General features: G+C 61.0%; 13 protein-coding genes. 11 read left to right on the top strand and 2 right to left on the bottom strand.

All coding sequences use genetic code 11. The annotated features are described in order from the left end of the window. Positions 1-4: 4 nt before the first annotated feature. The 3 genes from Q8X48_RS24525 to Q8X48_RS24535 all read left to right on the top strand — a co-directional run bounded on the left by Q8X48_RS24525 (position 5) and on the right by Q8X48_RS24535 (position 2145). Positions 5-454 carry an acyl-CoA thioesterase gene (locus Q8X48_RS24525; protein WP_126050476.1) on the top strand — a complete coding sequence of 150 codons (450 nt, stop codon included), beginning with the start codon at positions 5-7 and terminating at the stop codon, positions 452-454. A gap of 154 nt (positions 455-608) precedes the next feature. Beyond that, positions 609-1568 (top strand): tRNA dihydrouridine synthase, encoded by a 960-nt coding sequence (locus Q8X48_RS24530; RefSeq protein WP_407800096.1) that lies wholly within the window; start codon positions 609-611, stop codon positions 1566-1568. A 130-nt stretch (positions 1569-1698) separates the two neighbouring features. Further along, positions 1699-2145, top strand: a complete 447-nt coding sequence (locus Q8X48_RS24535) for an Hsp20 family protein (RefSeq protein ID WP_095965286.1) — start codon at positions 1699-1701, stop codon at positions 2143-2145. A gap of 141 nt (positions 2146-2286) precedes the next feature. Here the strand turns inward: Q8X48_RS24535 and Q8X48_RS24540 are convergent, their stop codons facing one another. Together Q8X48_RS24540 and Q8X48_RS24545 are read right to left on the bottom strand one after the other, a co-directional pair. Beyond that, positions 2287-5565, bottom strand: a complete 3279-nt coding sequence (locus Q8X48_RS24540; protein ID WP_407800097.1) for a PAS domain S-box protein — start codon at positions 5563-5565, stop codon at positions 2287-2289. A 67-nt stretch (positions 5566-5632) separates the two neighbouring features. Then, a complete protein-coding gene (locus Q8X48_RS24545; protein ID WP_126050484.1) occupies positions 5633-6523 on the bottom strand; it encodes a LysR family transcriptional regulator in 891 nt (296 codons plus the stop codon). 307 nt (positions 6524-6830) lie between these two features. On the opposite strand from Q8X48_RS24545, the gene leuC reads away from it, so the two are divergent. From leuC to truA, 8 genes are all read left to right on the top strand, one after another. Then, positions 6831-8249, top strand: coding sequence for a 3-isopropylmalate dehydratase large subunit (gene leuC / locus Q8X48_RS24550; protein ID WP_407800098.1), 1419 nt, complete (start codon positions 6831-6833; stop codon positions 8247-8249). A 10-nt stretch (positions 8250-8259) separates the two neighbouring features. Continuing rightward, entirely contained in the window at positions 8260-8904 is a 645-nt protein-coding gene (gene leuD, locus Q8X48_RS24555) for a 3-isopropylmalate dehydratase small subunit (RefSeq protein ID WP_015095895.1), read from the top strand. A gap of 145 nt (positions 8905-9049) precedes the next feature. After that, positions 9050-9817 (top strand): class I SAM-dependent methyltransferase, encoded by a 768-nt coding sequence (locus tag Q8X48_RS24560; RefSeq protein ID WP_407800099.1) that lies wholly within the window; start codon positions 9050-9052, stop codon positions 9815-9817. Positions 9818-9883: 66 nt separating this feature from the next. Next, complete coding sequence (gene leuB / locus Q8X48_RS24565) at positions 9884-10966, top strand: 3-isopropylmalate dehydrogenase (protein ID WP_407800100.1); 1083 nt, start codon at positions 9884-9886, stop codon at positions 10964-10966. Between the two features lie 66 nt (positions 10967-11032). Next, positions 11033-12145 carry an aspartate-semialdehyde dehydrogenase gene (asd, locus tag Q8X48_RS24570; protein ID WP_007975660.1) on the top strand — a complete coding sequence of 371 codons (1113 nt, stop codon included), beginning with the start codon at positions 11033-11035 and terminating at the stop codon, positions 12143-12145. 240 nt (positions 12146-12385) lie between these two features. Then, on the top strand, positions 12386-13396 hold the full coding sequence (locus Q8X48_RS24575) for an aspartate-semialdehyde dehydrogenase (RefSeq protein WP_217837745.1): 1011 nt from the start codon (positions 12386-12388) through the stop codon (positions 13394-13396). A 205-nt stretch (positions 13397-13601) separates the two neighbouring features. Further along, positions 13602-16205, top strand: coding sequence for a FimV/HubP family polar landmark protein (locus tag Q8X48_RS24580; RefSeq protein ID WP_407800101.1), 2604 nt, complete (start codon positions 13602-13604; stop codon positions 16203-16205). Positions 16206-16486: 281 nt separating this feature from the next. Then, a complete protein-coding gene (gene truA / locus Q8X48_RS24585; RefSeq protein WP_041474918.1) occupies positions 16487-17311 on the top strand; it encodes a tRNA pseudouridine(38-40) synthase TruA in 825 nt (274 codons plus the stop codon). The last annotated feature ends 48 nt before the right edge of the window (positions 17312-17359 follow it).

A 17359-nucleotide genomic window follows, 5' to 3' on the forward strand; every position in this document is an offset into this window, starting at 1 on the left:
GGGCATGGGCTGGGATCGGGAAACGCCATTTATCATTGATCTGCAAGTGGACGCCGAGGACATCGACGGGTTGGGACACGCGAACAACGCGGTCTACGTGACCTGGCTCGAGCGCTGTGCCTGGCGCCACTCCCAACGCCTTGGCCTGGATCTGGTCGAATACCGGCGGCTGGACCGGGCGATGGCGGTAGTGCGTCACGAGATCGATTACCTGGCAGCGGCCTACGAAGGCGATGAGCTGCAATTGGCGACCTGGATCGTCGATTGGGACCAGCGCCTGAAAATGACCCGACACTTCCAGCTGATCCGCCCCAGCGATAATGTAACGTTGCTGCGCGCGCAAACCACGTTCGTCTGCATCGAGCTGTCCACCGGCAAGCCCAAGCGCATGCCGACGGAGTTCATCGAAGGCTATGGCCCGGCGTTGCATGCTTTGGAATCAGCAAAAATCTAATGTGGGAGCGAGCCTGCTCGCGAAGGCGGCGGCAAATCCAGCATCAATGTATCTGACAGAGCGCTTTCGCGAGCAGGCTCGCTCCCACAAGGGATCTGCGGTTTCTCGCGCAATCCAGTAAACTGCTGCACGTTTTTCCTCGAGTGTGTTTTTCATGCAAATTGCTTTGGCGCCCATGGAGGGGTTGGTCGACGACATCCTGCGCGATGTGCTGACCCGCGTGGGTGGTATTGACTGGTGCGTGACCGAGTTCATTCGGGTCAACGACCAGTTGCTGACGCCTGCCTATTTCCACAAGTTCGGCCCGGAGCTGCTCAACGGTGCCCGGACCGCCTCCGGCGTGCCGCTGCGTGTGCAACTGCTCGGTTCCGATCCGGTGTGCCTGGCGGAAAATGCCGCGCTGGCTTGCGAGCTGGGTTCGGAGGTGATCGACCTGAACTTCGGCTGCCCGGCCAAGACAGTCAACAAATCCCGTGGTGGTGCGGTCCTGCTCAAGGAACCCGAGCTGCTCAACCAGATCGTCGAGCACGTCCGTCGTGCCGTCCCCGCGCACATTCCGGTTACCGCCAAGATGCGCCTGGGCTTCGACAGCCCGGACGGTTCGCTGGTGTGTGCCACGGCCCTGGCCGAAGGCGGTGCGGAACATATCGTGGTGCACGCGCGGACCAAGGTCGATGGCTACAAGCCGCCGGCTCACTGGGAGTGGATTCCGCGGGTGCAGGATGTGGTCAAGGTGCCGGTGTTCGCCAACGGTGATATCTGGAGCGTCGAAGACTGGCGCCGTTGCCGCGAGATCAGTGGCGTGGAAGACATCATGCTCGGTCGCGGCCTGGTTTCGCGCCCCGATCTGGCCAGGCAGATCGCCGCTGCCCGGGCCGGTGGAGAGGTCGTGGAGATGACCTGGAACGAGCTGCTGCCGCTGATCCAGGACTTCTGGCTGCAAGCCAAGGCGCAGATGACGCCACGCCAATCGCCGGGTCGCCTGAAGCAATGGCTGGCGATGCTGACCCGCAATTATCCCGAGGCGGTAGAGCTGTTCACCGTCCTGCGTCGTGAGACCGAACTGGATAATGTCTCGCGTTTGTTGGGGCTGTCGGTGGCTGAAGCCGCCTGAGGCTGTTTTAAAAAAGCAGAAAATAAGCTCTTGAAATGCAATCAGCGGTCCCTATCTAAGGGTTACGCGATGCCGAATTCGGGTCGCGGAGACAAAAAACCTTGCTGATTGTTTTCAGGAGATTTGAATCATGGCTACTACATTTTCCCTGGCCCCACTGTTTCGGTCCTCGGTAGGTTTCGACCGTTTCAACGACTTGTTCGAGACCGCCCTGCGCAACGAGCCAGGCAGCAGCTATCCACCCTATAACGTGGAAAAACATGGCGACGACCAGTACCGTATTGTCATCGCAGCGGCTGGTTTCCAGGAAGAAGACCTGGAGCTCGAAGTCGAGAAGGGTGTGCTGACCATCAGTGGCGGTAAACGCGACGCAAACGAAGACGTCACTTATCTGTATCAGGGCATTGCCCAGCGTGCGTTCAAGCTGTCCTTCCGTCTGGCGGATCACATCGAGATCAAGGCGGCCGGCCTGAGCAACGGTCTGTTGAGCATCGACCTGCTGCGGGTGATTCCGGAAGAGGCGAAAGCCAAGCGCATCCCGATCAACGGGGCGCAAAAACCGGCTTTGCAACACTGAGTCCGGGCAGGAAGAAGGGCGCCTTTGGCGCCCTTTTTTGTGCCTGTGCCATTTGTAGGAGCTGCCGCAGGCTGCGATCTTTTGATTTTGAATTTTAAGATCAAAAGATCGCAGCCTTCGGCAGCTCCTACAGGGTTCGCGTCACTTCAGGAGTTTTTGGAACTCTTCCACCGGCAACGGCGGGCTGTGCAAATACCCTTGGTAGAAATGACACTCCAGCCCCTGCAGGAACTCAAGCTGCTCCGCTGTTTCCACCCCTTCGGCAATCACTTTCAAATCCAGGCTGTGGGCCATGGCGACGATGGCGCGGATGATCTCGGCGTCGTTCGGGTCGCTGGTGGCGTCGCGGATGAACGACTTGTCGATTTTCAGGGTATCGACCGGCAAGCGCTTGAGGTAGGTCAGCGAGGAATAGCCGGTGCCGAAGTCGTCCATGGCGAAGCTCACACCGAGTTTTTTCAGGCGGCGCATTTTGCCGATGGTGTCTTCCAGGTTCTGGATCACGATGCCTTCGGTGATTTCCAGCTTCAGCAACGTGCAGGGCAGCCCATAGGTGGCGAGGCTGTTTTCAACGCGTTCAACGAAATCGTTCTGGCGGAACTGGCGCGGGCTGATGTTCACGCACAGGCTGAATTTGTACGGGTTCACCAGGCCCCGGTCGATCAATTTCTTGAAGGCCTGGCAGGCTTCGTCGAGGATCCAGGTGCCGACCTCCAGGATCAGTCCGCTGTCTTCCAGCACCTTGATGAACTCGGTGGGTGACTGTGCGCCGAGCTCTGGATGATTCCAGCGTACCAGGGCCTCGGCGCCGACGATGCGGTCGCCCCGGGCGTCGACCTGGGGTTGGTAATGCACGCGAAACTCGCCCCGGGACAGGGCCAGGCGCAGGTCGGTTTCCATGCGCAGGCGTTCGCTCGCGGCCTTCTGCATGGTGTTGTGGTACATCTGCGCAGTATTGCGCCCCGAGTCCTTGGCGCGATAGAGCGCGATGTCGGCGCGCTTGAGCAGGTCGGTCGGGGTCGAGCCGTGATCGGGGATCAGCGCAATGCCGATACTTGGCGTCACTTGCAGGCGCTGGCCGTCGAGGAACATCGGTTCGGACAGCAGCTCGCGGATGGTGTCGGCCAGTTCCCGAACCTGATCGCTGACTTCGCTGCGCGAGCCTTCGAGACCGCTGAGCAGCACCACGAATTCGTCGCCACCCAGGCGTGCAACGGTGTCCTCCATGCGCACGCTGGCCTCCAGGCGCGCGGTGATGATTTTCAGCACGGTATCGCCCACCGGGTGCCCGAGGGAGTCGTTGATGTGCTTGAAATGGTCGAGGTCGAGGAACATCAGCGCGCCGCGCAGGTTATGCCGTTTGAGCAGGGCGATCTGCTGGCTCAGGCGGTCCATCAGCAAGGCACGGTTGGGCAGGTTGGTCAGTGGGTCGTGGTAGGCCAGGTGGCGAATCTGTGCTTCGGCGTTTTTCAGCAGGCTCACGTCCCGCGCGGTCAACAGCAGGCAGGCAGTTTCGTTGAGGGTGATCGGTTCCACCGAGACTTCGACGGTGAGCAGTTCGCCGCGCTTGTTGCGCCCGAGCATTTCCTGGTGATGAACCCGGCCCTTGATCTGCAATTCGGCCAGCAGCGCCGAGCGTTGTTTTTCTTCCGCCCAGATCCCGACCTGGTACACCGTGCGCCCCACCACTTCTTCGGCGCGGTAGCCGGTCAGGCGGCAGAAACCGTCGTTGACCTCCAGATAGCGGCCGGTGTCGCGCTCGGTGATGGTGATGGCATCGGGGCTGGAGTGGAAGGCCTTGGCAAATTTCTCTTCACTGGCCTTGAGCGCCGCTTCCGAGCGTTGTTGCTGGGTGATGTCGCGCAGCGTGGTGACGATGCAGGCCTGGTCGCCGACGCTGATCTGGCGGCTGGAAATCACGCAGGTCAGGGCCTGTCCGTCCTTGTGCTGGACGAGAATGGCGACGTTGTTCAGGCCTTGTTCGCGGATCACTTGTTCGATCCGTCGCAGGCTTTTCGCTGACGCGTCCCACAGGCCGATTTCGTCGGCACTGCGGCCGATCACATCGGCGGCGCTCCAGCCGAAGGTCTGGGTGAAGCTGGAGTTGATTTCTATGAACTGGCCGCTGTCCTGGTGGGTGACGCAGATCGGATCGGGGCTGACCTGGAACAGCGTGGCGAATTTTTCTTCGGAGGCCACCAGCCGTTGTTCGCGCTCCACCTGGTCAGTGATGTCGAGCAAGGTGCCGGCCATGCGCACCGGTACGCCGTTGTCATCGCGGTAGAGGCGGGCGCGGCTTTCCAGGTAGCGTGAGCTGCCGTCGGGCAATTGCACGCGGTAGGTCAATTGATAGTTGCCGGCCGGGCCTTCGCGCAGGCTGCGGTAGGCGTCGCGCATGGTGTCGCGCTCTTCGCCGGGTACGCCTTCGAAAAACGCGTCGAAGGATTCGTGAAAGGGTTTGGCTTCCAGACCGTGCAGTTGGGCGGCCCGTGCCGATCCATAGAGCATGCCGCTGGGAATGTGCCAGTCCCAGGTCCCGAGTTGCGCCGAATCCAGGGCCAGGTCGAGGCGTTCCTGGCTGTCTTTGAGGGCATGTTCGGCGACTTTGCGTTCGGTGGTGTCCAGGAAGGTGCTCAGTAGATAGGGCTGGCCTTCGAGCTCGACTTTTTGCGCACTGAGGATGCCGTCATGGATCTGGCCGTTGCTGGCGCGAAACTGCACTTCCATGCTCACCACGTCGCCCTTGGCTTTAGTGGCCTTGACCAGTTCGGCCCGTTGCTCGGGGTGCACCCACAGCCCCAGTTCCAGGGTGGTGCGGCCGATCGCGTTTTGCACAGGCCAACCGAACAGGCTTTCGAAATACTGGTTGGCTTCGGTAATCAGGCCATCTTCCTGGCGGGTCAGCAGAACCATGTTCGGACACAGGTGAAACAGGGTGGCGAAGCGTTTTTCCGAGCTGCTCAAGGCCTGCTCACGCTGGCGCTGGTGAGTGATCTCGCGGATCACGCCAATCATTCGCGGCCGGCCATGCTTGTCCGGCAACAGGCTGCCGCTGATTTCCAGCCAGTGCAGGCTGCCGTCGGGCCAGCGGATGCGGTGGTGCATGGCCTGCTCCAGTGGCGCGCCGCCAATGACCGCATGAAAGGCACGAACGGTTTTGGCGCGATCCTCTGGGGGTAGAAGGTCGAGGTATTCCAGGTCATGGGGCAGCGGTTGCCGTGGATCGAAGCCGAACAGCGCCTGCGTGCCCCGGGACCAACTGATCTTCCCGCGTTCGATGTCCCAATACCAGGCGCCCAGGCGCGCACCGTTGAGCGCGGCCAGCAATTGCGAGGCGCTTTCCCAGCTCTGTTCGGAGCTTTTCGGATCAATTGCCTGGATACGCGGCATCGGCGGAATACGGTCTACAGATTTCGGCATTGGCAAGCCTTGGGCTGGTGTTGGGCATTTGTTGCAGGTATTCGCGGCTCTATAGGAGTAGCACAACTTAGCCTTGAGTCCCTGGCAGATCGAGTTGAGCGTCCAGTAAGGCCATGAAGGCCCGCGCAGCATTCGACAGCGTCCTTTCCGTGTGCAGGATATAGCCTAGCTGGCGAGTGAGCTGTATGCCCGGCAAAGGTATGCGCGCCACCTGGTCATCGAGCATGGTGCGCGGCAAGACACTCCAGGCCAGGCCGATCGAGACCATCATCTTGATGGTTTCCAGGTAGTTGGTACTCATGGCGATGTTGGGTGTCAGGCCCTGGGCTTCAAACAGCCGTTGCACGATGTGGTGGGTAAAGGTGTTGCCACCGGGGAATACCGCCGGGTGTCGGGCGATGTCCGCCAGGCTGACCTTGCCGTTGTCGAGCAGTGAATGCTCCGGGGCGACCACGAAATCCAGCGGGTCGTCCCACACAGGCGTCGCCTTGACCAGTGTGTGGGGCTCCGGTGCGAGGGTGATGACCGCCAGTTCGGCGCGACCATGGAGAATTTCCTCGTAGGCCACTTCCGAATCGAGAAACTGAATATCCAGCGCCACTTGCGGGTAGCGTCGGGTGAATTCCCTTAATAAAGGCGGCAAGCGGTGCAGGCCGATGTGGTGACTGGTGGCCAGGGTCAGGCGGCCGGTCACTTCGCCGGTGAGGTTGGTCAGGGCGCGGCGCGTATCGTCCAGCACATTGAGAATCTGATAGGCCCGTGGCAGCAGGGCGCGCCCGGCCTCGGTCAAACCCACTTCACGGCCCAGGCGATCGAACAGCCGCACCTTCAATTGCTGCTCCAGTCCGGCGATGCGCTTGCTGATGGCCGGCTGGGTCAGGTGCAGCCGTTCACCTGCACCGGAGAAACTTCCGGTCTCGGCGATGGCAATAAAAGCATTGAGGTTGGCCAGGTCCATGTTCGCATTCCAGTTGGTTATCCAAAGCATAAAAAATATGAATTTGAGTTATTTAATGTAACCCCATAGGATCGACCTCACAAGCCAAGGGGTTATTGAATCGCTCAAGACCCAAGAGGTGTGTGTGGTGTGTTTGGTGGTTCAAATTCGGAAGCCGGAAGTCCATAGCCAAGGCGCTGCGACGAGTCATAGCTTGCTATGGCGAGGAGCAGCAACGCAGGATGTGGGCTTCAGGCGCCGAAGTTGAACCACCAAGCACGCTACACAGACCTCTCTGGCATAGAAAAGCTGATGAGGAAACCGTCTGATGGCCGGCAAAACGCTCTACGACAAGCTCTGGGATTCGCATTTGGTCAAGCAGCGCGACGATGGCTCTGCGCTGATCTACATCGACCGTCACATCATCCACGAAGTGACTTCGCCGCAAGCCTTTGAAGGCCTGCGTCTGGCCGGGCGCAAGCCATGGCGCATCGATGCCAACATCGCGACCCCGGACCACAACGTACCGACCACCCCGGAGCGCAAGGGCGGCATCGACGCCATCGTTGACCAGGTCTCGCGCCTGCAAGTCCAGACCCTCGATGACAACTGCGATGAATACGGCATTGTCGAATTCAAGATGAACGACGTTCGCCAGGGCATCGTCCACGTCATCGGCCCGGAGCAGGGCGCCACCTTGCCGGGCATGACCGTGGTCTGCGGCGACTCCCACACCTCGACCCACGGCGCATTCGGCGCATTGGCGCACGGTATCGGCACTTCCGAGGTCGAGCATGTGCTCGCCACCCAGTGCCTGGTCGCCAAGAAAATGAAAAACATGCTGGTGCGCGTCGAAGGCCAATTGCCGTTCGGCGTGACCGCCAAGGACATCGTGCTCGCCGTGATCGGCAAGATCGGCACCGCCGGCGGTAACGGCCACGCCATCGAGTTCGCTGGCAGCGCGATTCGCGACCTGTCCGTGGAAGGCCGCATGACCATCTGCAACATGTCCATCGAAGCCGGCGCTCGCGTGGGCCTGGTGGCTGCAGACGAAAAGACTGTGGAATACGTCAAGGGTCGTCCGTTCGCTCCGAAAGGCGCGGAGTGGGACCTGGCCGTCGAAGCCTGGAAAGACCTGGTTTCTGACGCCAACGCCAGATTCGACACCGTGGTCGAGCTCGACGCAACGCAAATCAAGCCGCAGGTCAGCTGGGGCACCTCGCCGGAAATGGTATTGGCGGTCGACCAGAACGTGCCGGATCCTGCGAAGGAAATGGACCTGGTCAAGCGTGATTCCATCGTCCGTGCCTTGAAGTACATGGGTTTGACCGCCAATCAGGCGATCACCGACATCCAGCTCGACCGCGTGTTCATCGGTTCCTGCACCAACTCGCGGATCGAAGACCTGCGCGCCGCAGCGGTGATCGCCAAGGGCCGCAAAGTGGCCTCGACCATCAAGCAGGCCATCGTCGTTCCAGGTTCGGGCCTGGTGAAGGCTCAGGCTGAATCGGAAGGCCTGGACAAGATTTTCCTCGAAGCCGGTTTCGAATGGCGTGAGCCGGGTTGCTCGATGTGCCTGGCGATGAACCCGGACCGTTTGGAAAGTGGCGAGCATTGCGCCTCGACCTCCAACCGTAACTTCGAAGGCCGTCAGGGCGCCGGTGGCCGTACCCACCTCGTCAGCCCGGCCATGGCCGCGGCCGCTGCCGTAAACGGTCGTTTCGTCGACGTCCGTGAATTGATTTAAGGAGCGCAGCATGAAAGCTTTTACCCAGCACACTGGACTTGTCGCGCCTTTGGATCGTGCCAACGTCGACACCGACCAGATCATTCCGAAGCAGTTCTTGAAGTCGATCAAACGCACTGGTTTTGGACCGAACCTGTTCGATGAGTGGCGCTACCTGGATGTGGGGCAGCCGTACCAGGACAACTCCAAGCGTCCGCTGAACAAGGACTTCGTCCTCAATGCCGAGCGTTACCAGGGCGCCAGCGTGTTGCTGGCCCGTGAGAACTTCGGTTGCGGCTCCAGTCGTGAACACGCGCCGTGGGCGCTGGAAGAGTACGGTTTCCGCAGCATCATCGCGCCGAGCTATGCCGACATCTTCTTCAACAACAGCTTCAAGAATGGCTTGCTGCCGATCATCCTGAGCGATGCGGAAGTCGACGAACTGTTCCAGCAGGTCGAGGCCAATCCGGGGTATCAGTTGCAGGTCGATCTGCAAGCCCAGACCGTGACCCGCCCTGACGGCAAGGTGTTGAGCTTTGAAATCGATGCCTTCCGCAAGCATTGCCTGCTCAACGGTCTGGACGATATCGGCCTGACCTTGCAGGACGGTGATGCGATTGCAGCGTTTGAGGCCAAGCACCGTGCGAGCCAGCCCTGGTTGTTTCGCGACGCTTGATTTTGCGTAAGGCGTAATGACGCCATCGCGAGCAAGCTCGCTCCCACATTGGATTTGCGGCGTAAACAAAACCTGTGGGAGCGAGCTTGCTCGCGATGAGGCCAGAACAGACACCCCAAGACTCACCCCCCAAAAGGAAGTCCCCATGACCAGCACCGCCCAGCACAGCCAGGTAGTCCAAAAGCAATTCGGTGAACAGGCAGCCGCCTACCTGAGCAGCGCCGTCCACGCTCAAGGCACCGAGTTCGCGCTGCTACAGGCTGAACTGGCGGGGCAGGGCGATGCCCGGGTCCTGGACCTGGGGTGCGGCGCCGGTCACGTGAGTTTCCACGTAGCGCCGCTGGTCAGGGAAGTCGTGGCCTACGACCTGTCGCAACAGATGCTCGATGTGGTGACGGCTGCCGCTGCTGACCGGGGTTTGGGCAATGTGTCCACGGTCAACGGTGCCGCCGAGCGCCTGCCGTTCGCCGATGGCGAATTCGATTTCGTCTTCAGCCGCTATTCGGCGCACCATTGGAGCGACCTGGGCGTGGCGCTGCGGGAAGTGCGCCGGGTGTTGAAACCGGGTGGCGTGGCGGCATTTGTCGACGTGTTGTCACCGGGCAGTCCGTTGTTCGACACTTACCTGCAAAGCGTCGAAGTGCTGCGTGACACCAGCCATGTGCGCGATTACTCCGCCGGAGAGTGGCTGCGTCAGGTCAGTGAGGCGGGGTTGCACACCCGCAGTACCACCCGTCAGCGCTTGCGCCTGGAGTACAACAGCTGGGTCGAGCGCATGCGCACCCCTGAAGTGATGCGCGCGGCGATCCGCCAGTTGCAGCAGTCGATGGGTCATGAAGTACGCGAATATTTTGAGATTGAGGCCGATGGTTCGTTCAGTACCGATGTGCTGGTACTGTTTGTAGAAAGATAGGTACCGATCGATAGAGTTTTTCCGGGAGCGCCCCGTGGGTGCACCGACTGATGACATGAGGAAAGCATGAGCAAGCAGATTCTGATTCTCCCAGGTGACGGTATTGGCCCGGAAATCATGGCCGAAGCGGTCAAGGTGCTGGAACTGGCCAGTGACAAGTTCTCTCTGGGCTTCGAGCTGAGCCACGACGTGATCGGTGGCGCGGCCATCGACAAACACGGCGTGCCTTTGGCTGATGAAACCCTGGAGCGTGCCCGCGCGGCCGATGCCGTGTTGCTGGGTGCGGTCGGCGGCCCGAAATGGGACACCATCGAGCGTGACATCCGCCCTGAGCGCGGCCTGTTGAAAATCCGTGCGCAACTGGGCCTGTTCGGCAACCTGCGTCCGGCGATCCTGTACCCGCAACTGGCCGAGGCTTCCAGCCTGAAGCCGGAAATCGTTGCCGGGCTGGACATCCTGATCGTTCGCGAACTGACCGGCGGCATCTATTTCGGTGCACCGCGTGGCACCCGTACCCTGGAAAACGGCGAGCGTCAGTCCTACGACACCCTGCCGTACAGCGAAAGCGAAATCCGCCGCATCGCCCGTGTCGGCTTCGACATGGCCATGGTCCGCGGCAAGAAGCTGTGCTCGGTGGACAAGGCCAACGTACTGGCGTCCAGCCAATTGTGGCGTGAAGTGGTCGAGCAAGTGGCCAAGGATTATCCTGAAGTCGAACTGAGCCACATGTACGTCGACAACGCCGCCATGCAACTGGTGCGTGCACCGAAGCAGTTCGATGTGATCGTTACCGACAACATGTTCGGCGACATCCTGTCCGACCAGGCCTCGATGCTCACCGGTTCCATCGGCATGCTGCCGTCGGCGTCCCTGGACACCAACAACAAGGGCATGTACGAGCCGTGCCACGGTTCGGCGCCGGACATCGCGGGCAAGGGCATTGCCAACCCGCTGGCGACCATTCTGTCGGTGTCGATGATGCTGCGTTACAGCTTCAATCAGCAGGCTGCCGCCGACGCCATCGAGAAAGCCGTGAGCCTGGTGCTCGATCAGGGCTTGCGCACGGGTGACATCTGGTCGGCCGGTTGCACTAAAGTCGGTACGCAGGAAATGGGTGACGCAGTAGTCGCCGCGCTGCGGAATCTGTAATCTCTCGGGCCCGCTGCCAAATTCAAGACAAGGCAGCGGCCCACATTTCAAGAAGGTGTAGTTGCGATGAAACGTGTAGGTCTGATCGGTTGGCGCGGTATGGTCGGTTCCGTGCTCATGCAGCGGATGCTGGAAGAGCAGGATTTCGATCTTATCGAGCCGGTGTTTTTCACCACTTCCAATGTCGGTGGCCAAGGCCCGTCCGTGGGCAAGGACATTGCTCCGCTCAAGGACGCTTACAGCATTGAAGAGCTGAAAACCCTCGACGTGATTCTGACCTGCCAGGGTGGCGACTACACCAGCGAAGTCTTCCCCAAGCTGCGCGAAGCCGGCTGGCAGGGTTACTGGATCGACGCCGCCTCCAGCCTGCGCATGCAGGATGACGCGGTGATCGTGCTGGACCCGGTGAACCGCAAGGTCATCGACCAGCAGCTCGATGCTGGCACCAAGAACTACATCGGCGGCAACTGCACCGTCAGCCTGATGCTGATGGGCCTCGGTGGCCTGTTCGAAGCCGGTTTGGTCGAGTGGATGAGCGCCATGACCTATCAGGCGGCCTCCGGTGCCGGCGCGCAGAACATGCGTGAACTGATCAAGCAGATGGGCGCGACCCACGCCGCTGTCGCCGATCAACTGGCCGATCCGGCCAGCGCGATCCTCGACATCGACCGTCGCGTGGCCGAAGCCATGCGCAGCGACGCGTACCCGACCGAAAACTTCGGCGTACCGCTGGCCGGCAGCCTGATCCCGTGGATCGACAAGGAACTGCCGAACGGCCAGAGCCGCGAAGAGTGGAAGGCCCAGGCCGAGACCAACAAGATCCTCGGTCGCTTCAAGAGCCCGATCCCGGTCGATGGCATCTGCGTGCGCATCGGTGCCATGCGCTGCCATAGCCAGGCGCTGACCATCAAGCTGAACAAAGACGTGCCTATCGCCGATATCGAAGGGTTGATCAGCCAGCACAACCCTTGGGTCAAGCTGGTGCCGAACAGTCGCGAGACCAGCATTCAGGAGCTGAGCCCGAACAAGGTCACCGGCACCCTGAACATCCCGGTTGGCCGTCTGCGCAAGCTGAACATGGGCTCGCAGTTCGTCGGCGCGTTCACCGTCGGCGACCAGTTGCTGTGGGGCGCGGCCGAACCGCTGCGTCGCATGCTGCGGATCCTGCTCGAGCGTTGATCGACTGATGCAATGAAAGAACCCGCGCCTTGAACGAGGCGCGGGTTTTTTTATGGGCGAAATGTTTTCAGGTCCGACGCCTTCGCGAGCAGGCTCGCTCCCACAGGGGAATGCGGTCAACTGTGGGAGCGAGCTTGCTCGCGAAGGGGCCATCACAGGCACCACAAGGCCCGGCAGAATTGCCTGCATCCCCACCACCCGGTAAAGTGCCGCTCCCCCCGTTTCGCCAGAGGTAAAACCATGAGCCAGACCATTGATATTGCCGTGATCGGCGCCACCGGTACTGTCGGCGAAACACTCGTGCAGATTCTCGAAGAGCGCGATTTCCCGATCGGCACCCTGCACCTGTTGGCCAGTAGCGAGTCGGCCGGCAGTTCCGTACCCTTTCGCGGCAAGAACGTGCGGGTGCGGGAAGTCGATGAGTTCGACTTCAGCAAGGTGCAGTTGGCATTTTTTGCCGCCGGCCCGGCGGTTTCCTTGAGTTTTGCTTCCCGTGCGAACGATGCCGGTTGCTCGGTGATCGATCTGTCCGGTGCCTTGTCGGCGGATAAGGCGCCGCAGGTCGTGCCTGAGGCCAACGCTCAGGTGCTGGCGGGCTTGAAAAAGCCGTTTCTGGTCAGCAGTCCAAGTCCTTCGGCTACCACGCTGGCGGTGGTGCTCGCGCCGCTGATGGATGTGCTCGATTTGCAGCGCGTCAGCCTGACCGCCAGCCTGGCGGTATCGGCCCAGGGCCGTGAAGCCGTGAGTGAGCTTGCCCGGCAAACCGCCGAACTGCTGAATGTGCGGCCGCTCGAGCCGAAATTCTTTGACCGGCAAATGGCCTTCAACCTGTTGGCTCAGGTCGGCAAGCCGGATGAACAAGGTCATACGCTGCTGGAAAAACGCCTGGTGCGTGAGCTGCGTCAGGTCATGGCGTTGCCTTCATTGAAGATTTCCGTCACTTGCATTCAAGCCCCGGTGTTTTTTGGCGATAGCTATAGCGTGACCCTGCAGTGCGCAAACGACATTGATTTGGCCAAAGTCAATGCTGCGTTGGAAGACGCGCCCGGTATCGAGCTGGTCGAGGCAGGCGATTACCCGACGCCGGTAGGTGATGCGGTAGGCCAGGATGTGGTCTACGTGGGGCGGGTTCGCCAGGGTATCGACGACCTGTCGGAACTTAATTTGTGGCTGACGTCAGATAACGTACGCAAAGGCGCCGCGCTCAACGCTGTGCAGCTGGCTGAGTTGTTGATTAAAGACCTGCTGTAAAAGATACTTTGCAACAATTTGTCGATTGATTCCGCACGAGCCTATGCTTGCCGGAGTGCTGAAGGCGAGCCACTCTGCGGGGCTTTGCGGGGCATCAATCAAATGATCGCGCGCGACGACCTTCGTCGTTGCACGCAATGCCTTGCGGCTGCGGCTATCAATATCTTCTCGCTGGCCGAGGAATGTTCAAACTAAGGATGAGCTAATGGTTCAAGTTCGCAAACTGGTGTTAGCAATAGCGGCCGCCTCGGCGCTGTCCTCCGGTATGGCGCATGCCCTCGGGCTCGGGGAACTGACCCTGAAATCGACGCTCAACCAGCCGCTGGTGGCGGAAATCGAGCTGCTCGATGTCAAGGACCTCACCGCTGCCGAATTGGTGCCGAGCCTGGCTTCGCCGGAAGATTTCGCCAAGGCCGGTGTCGACCGCCAGGCGTTTCTGAATGACTTGACCTTCACCCCGGTGCTTAACGCCAGCGGCAAAAGCATCCTGCGCGTGACCTCCAGCAAGCCTCTCTCCGAGCCGATGGTGAAGTTCCTGGTTCAGGTGATGTGGCCGAATGGCCGTTTGCTGCGCGACTACAGTGTGCTGCTCGATCCATCGAAATTCTCGCCGCAAGCCGCTGATGCGGCTGCGCAGCCCGCACCGACTTCAACCGTCGCTGCGCCGGTCACCGGTGCGACCAAACCGTCGCAATACACCACCACGCCGCGCGATACCCTGTGGGAAATCGCCGCGAAGGCGCGTAATGGCGGTTCGATCCAGCAAACCATGCTGGCCATTCAGGCGCTGAACCCGGACGCCTTCATTGACGGCAACATCAACCGCCTGAAAACCGGCCAGGTGCTGCGTATGCCGGATCAGGCGCAGAGCACGAACCTGCCGCAACCCAAGGCCATCGCCGAAGTGGCCGCGCAGAACAAGGCCTGGCGTCAGGGGCGCCGTTATGTCGCCAAGCCCGGGGCAGGGCAGCAGCAACTGGACGCCACCAATCGCGGTCGCACCGATGTTGCTCCGACTCAAGCGGCCGGCGACAAACTGAGCCTGGTGTCTGCCGAGTCCGGCAAGAATCGTGGCAAAGGACCTGCCGGCGATGCTGCGGCCCTTAGCAACAAGTTGGCGGTGACTCAGGAGAGCCTCGACAGCAGTCGTCGTGATAACGCCGAACTGAAAAGCCGCATGGCCGACCTGCAAAGCCAGGTGGACAAGCTGCAGCGCCTGATCGAGCTGAAGAACAATCAACTGGCCAAGTTGCAGGCCGAGGGCGCGACTGGCGCACCAGGCACCGCAACGGCTCCGGCAATGTCGGCCGAGCTGGCGCCCAATCCGGCTGCACCTGCTCCGGCAGACACTGCGCCGGTTGCACCTGCGCCAGTGGCCACGGCACCCGAGGCAGCTCCGACGCCGGCCGCATCCGACGATCAGAAATTCAATGAGTTGCTGAGCAATCCGGTGCTGCTGGGCCTGGTGGGTGGCGGTGCTGTCGTTCTGCTGCTCTTGCTGCTGTTGCTGGCGCGCCGTCGCAAAGCCCAGCAAGCAGCCGAAAAGCATCAGCGCATGGCGCGTGCCCTGGCCGAAGAACAGCCGTTCTCGGCCGATCTCGATCTGCCGGAAAGCAGCTTCGAAGGCCTGGAAGTTCCGTCGCCAAGCGTGAAGCTGGCGACTGCACCGACGCCAGCTCCCGCGCCTGCGCCGGTCATTGCCCCGGTCGTGATGACCACGCCGATCGCCGCGCCATTGGTGTCGCCGGCTGCCGAGCGTTCCGACGATGTACTGGGCCAGGCTCAGTCGCACATCAGTGCCGGTCGCCTGAACCAGGCTGCCGCGTTGCTGGAGGACGGCGTCAAGCGAGAGCCTCAGCGCAGCGATTTGCGCTTGAAGCTGATGGAAGTCTATGGCCAGCAAGGCGACCGCGATGCGTTCGTCAGCCAGGAGCGCAAGCTGGTGGCCAATGGCGACAACTTCGCCCAGGTGGAAAAGCTCAAAAGCCGCTTCCCGGCCATGGCGCTGGTGGCTGCCGGTGGCATCGCCGCAGCCGCCGTTGCGGCCGAACTGGACGCGCAGTACGTCAAGGACCTGTTGCTCGATGAGCCGCAAGCACCCGCGCCGGAACCGACGCCGTTCGAGGATGACCTCGACAGCGCCTTCGACCTGAGCCTGGATGATCTGGACACGATCCAGCCAGTGGCGCCTGCACCGGCACCTGTACCGGAGCCTGAAGTGGCGGCTTTGGCGGATCTGGACGAATTCCCGCTGGATGACGATCTGAGTTTTGAGTCGGTGTTGCAGCAACAGACTGAAATCAAGGAAAACCTCGACGATCTGTCGGACTTCGACCTTGACCTGGATCTCGGTGCGCAACCCTCGCCGGCGATGCTGGCTGAAGATGATTTCCTGCTGGATCTGGATGAGGGCGTGAAGGATTTTCCCGTCGCCGAAACTCCGGCTGTTCCTGGCGTTGCGCTGGATGATCTGGATTTGCCTGCCGACTTCGACCTGTCGCTGGCCGACGAAATGAGCACGCCGGATGCGTTCGCTGCCGAGCTGGATGATGTCAATGCCGAGCTGGAAAGTTTGTCCAACAGCATCGGTGAGCCGACCTTTACCGAAGCCGATGCCGCACTGGATGGCGATGACGAGTTCGACTTCCTCTCGGGTACCGATGAAGCCGCTACCAAGCTCGATCTGGCGCAGGCCTATATCGACATGGGCGACAGCGACGGTGCCCGCGACATCCTCAAAGAGGTCGTGAGCGAAGGCAGTGACGAGCAGAAGAGCGAAGCCAGGGAGATGCTTTCGCGTCTGGCTTGAGTGATCGGTACGTTGTAAACAAAGCGGCAGCCCGGTGAGGCTGCCGTTTTTGTTTGGGCGATGAATTGATGTCGTCTGCTGTGGCCTCTTCGCGGGCAAGCCCGCTCCCACAAGGTTCTGTGGCGTTCACAATACTTGTGGGAGCGGGCTTGCCCGCGAAGAGGCCGGAACAGTCAAAGGAGATCTCTCTGGTATCCCCGCCCGGCGGCCTTATAATGCCCGCCTTTGGTACATCATCAGGCTGTCCCTCCTTGGCAAATATAGATAACCCGGCCGCCGAAATGGCAGCCGACGGCTTTTTCCGGATCGCGCTGGGCGTCGAATACAAAGGCTCGCGCTACCGTGGCTGGCAGCGCCAGGCGTCCGGGGTGCTCACTGTGCAGGAAACCCTCGAAAACGCCTTGTCCAAAGTCGCCGACTCGCCCGTTTCGCTGATGTGCGCCGGGCGTACCGACGCCGGGGTGCATGCCTGCGGACAGGTGGTGCATTTCGACACCCAGGTCGAGCGTTCGATGAAGGCCTGGACCATGGGCGCCAACATCAACTTGCCCCACGACGTCAGTGTCAGTTGGGCCAAGGTCATGCCGGCGCATTTCCATGCGCGGTTCAAGGCCATTGCCCGGCGTTATCGCTACGTGATCTACAACGATCAGATCCGCCCCGCGCACCTGAACGAAGAGGTGACCTGGAACCACCGGCCGCTGGACGTCGAGCGCATGGCCGAGGCGGCTCAATACCTGCTCGGCACCCATGATTTCAGCGCTTTCCGTGCCGGCCAGTGCCAGGCCAAGTCGCCGATCAAGGAGCTGCATCACCTGCGCGTCACCCGTCACGGCAAGATGATCGTGCTGGACATTCGCGCCAGCGCCTTTCTGCACCACATGGTGCGCAACATCGCCGGCGTGCTGATGACCATTGGCGCCGGTGAGCGTCCGGTGGAGTGGATGAAAGAGGTCCTGGAGAGCCGGATTCGGCGGTCCGGGGGCGTGACGGCGCATCCATTCGGCTTGTACCTGGTGCAGGTCGAGTACCGTGACGAGTTCCAATTGCCAGAACGTTACATCGGTCCACACTTCCTGACCGGCTTCTCCGAACTTGGCGGCTGACGCCCTCGAATGCTTTTGCTACCATCCGGGACTTTCCCGGATTTGTCT

The organism is Pseudomonas sp. QLc11A, from assembly GCF_052112305.1.
In the GTDB taxonomy this organism is placed as follows: Bacteria; Pseudomonadota; Gammaproteobacteria; order Pseudomonadales; family Pseudomonadaceae; genus Aquipseudomonas; species Aquipseudomonas laurylsulfatiphila.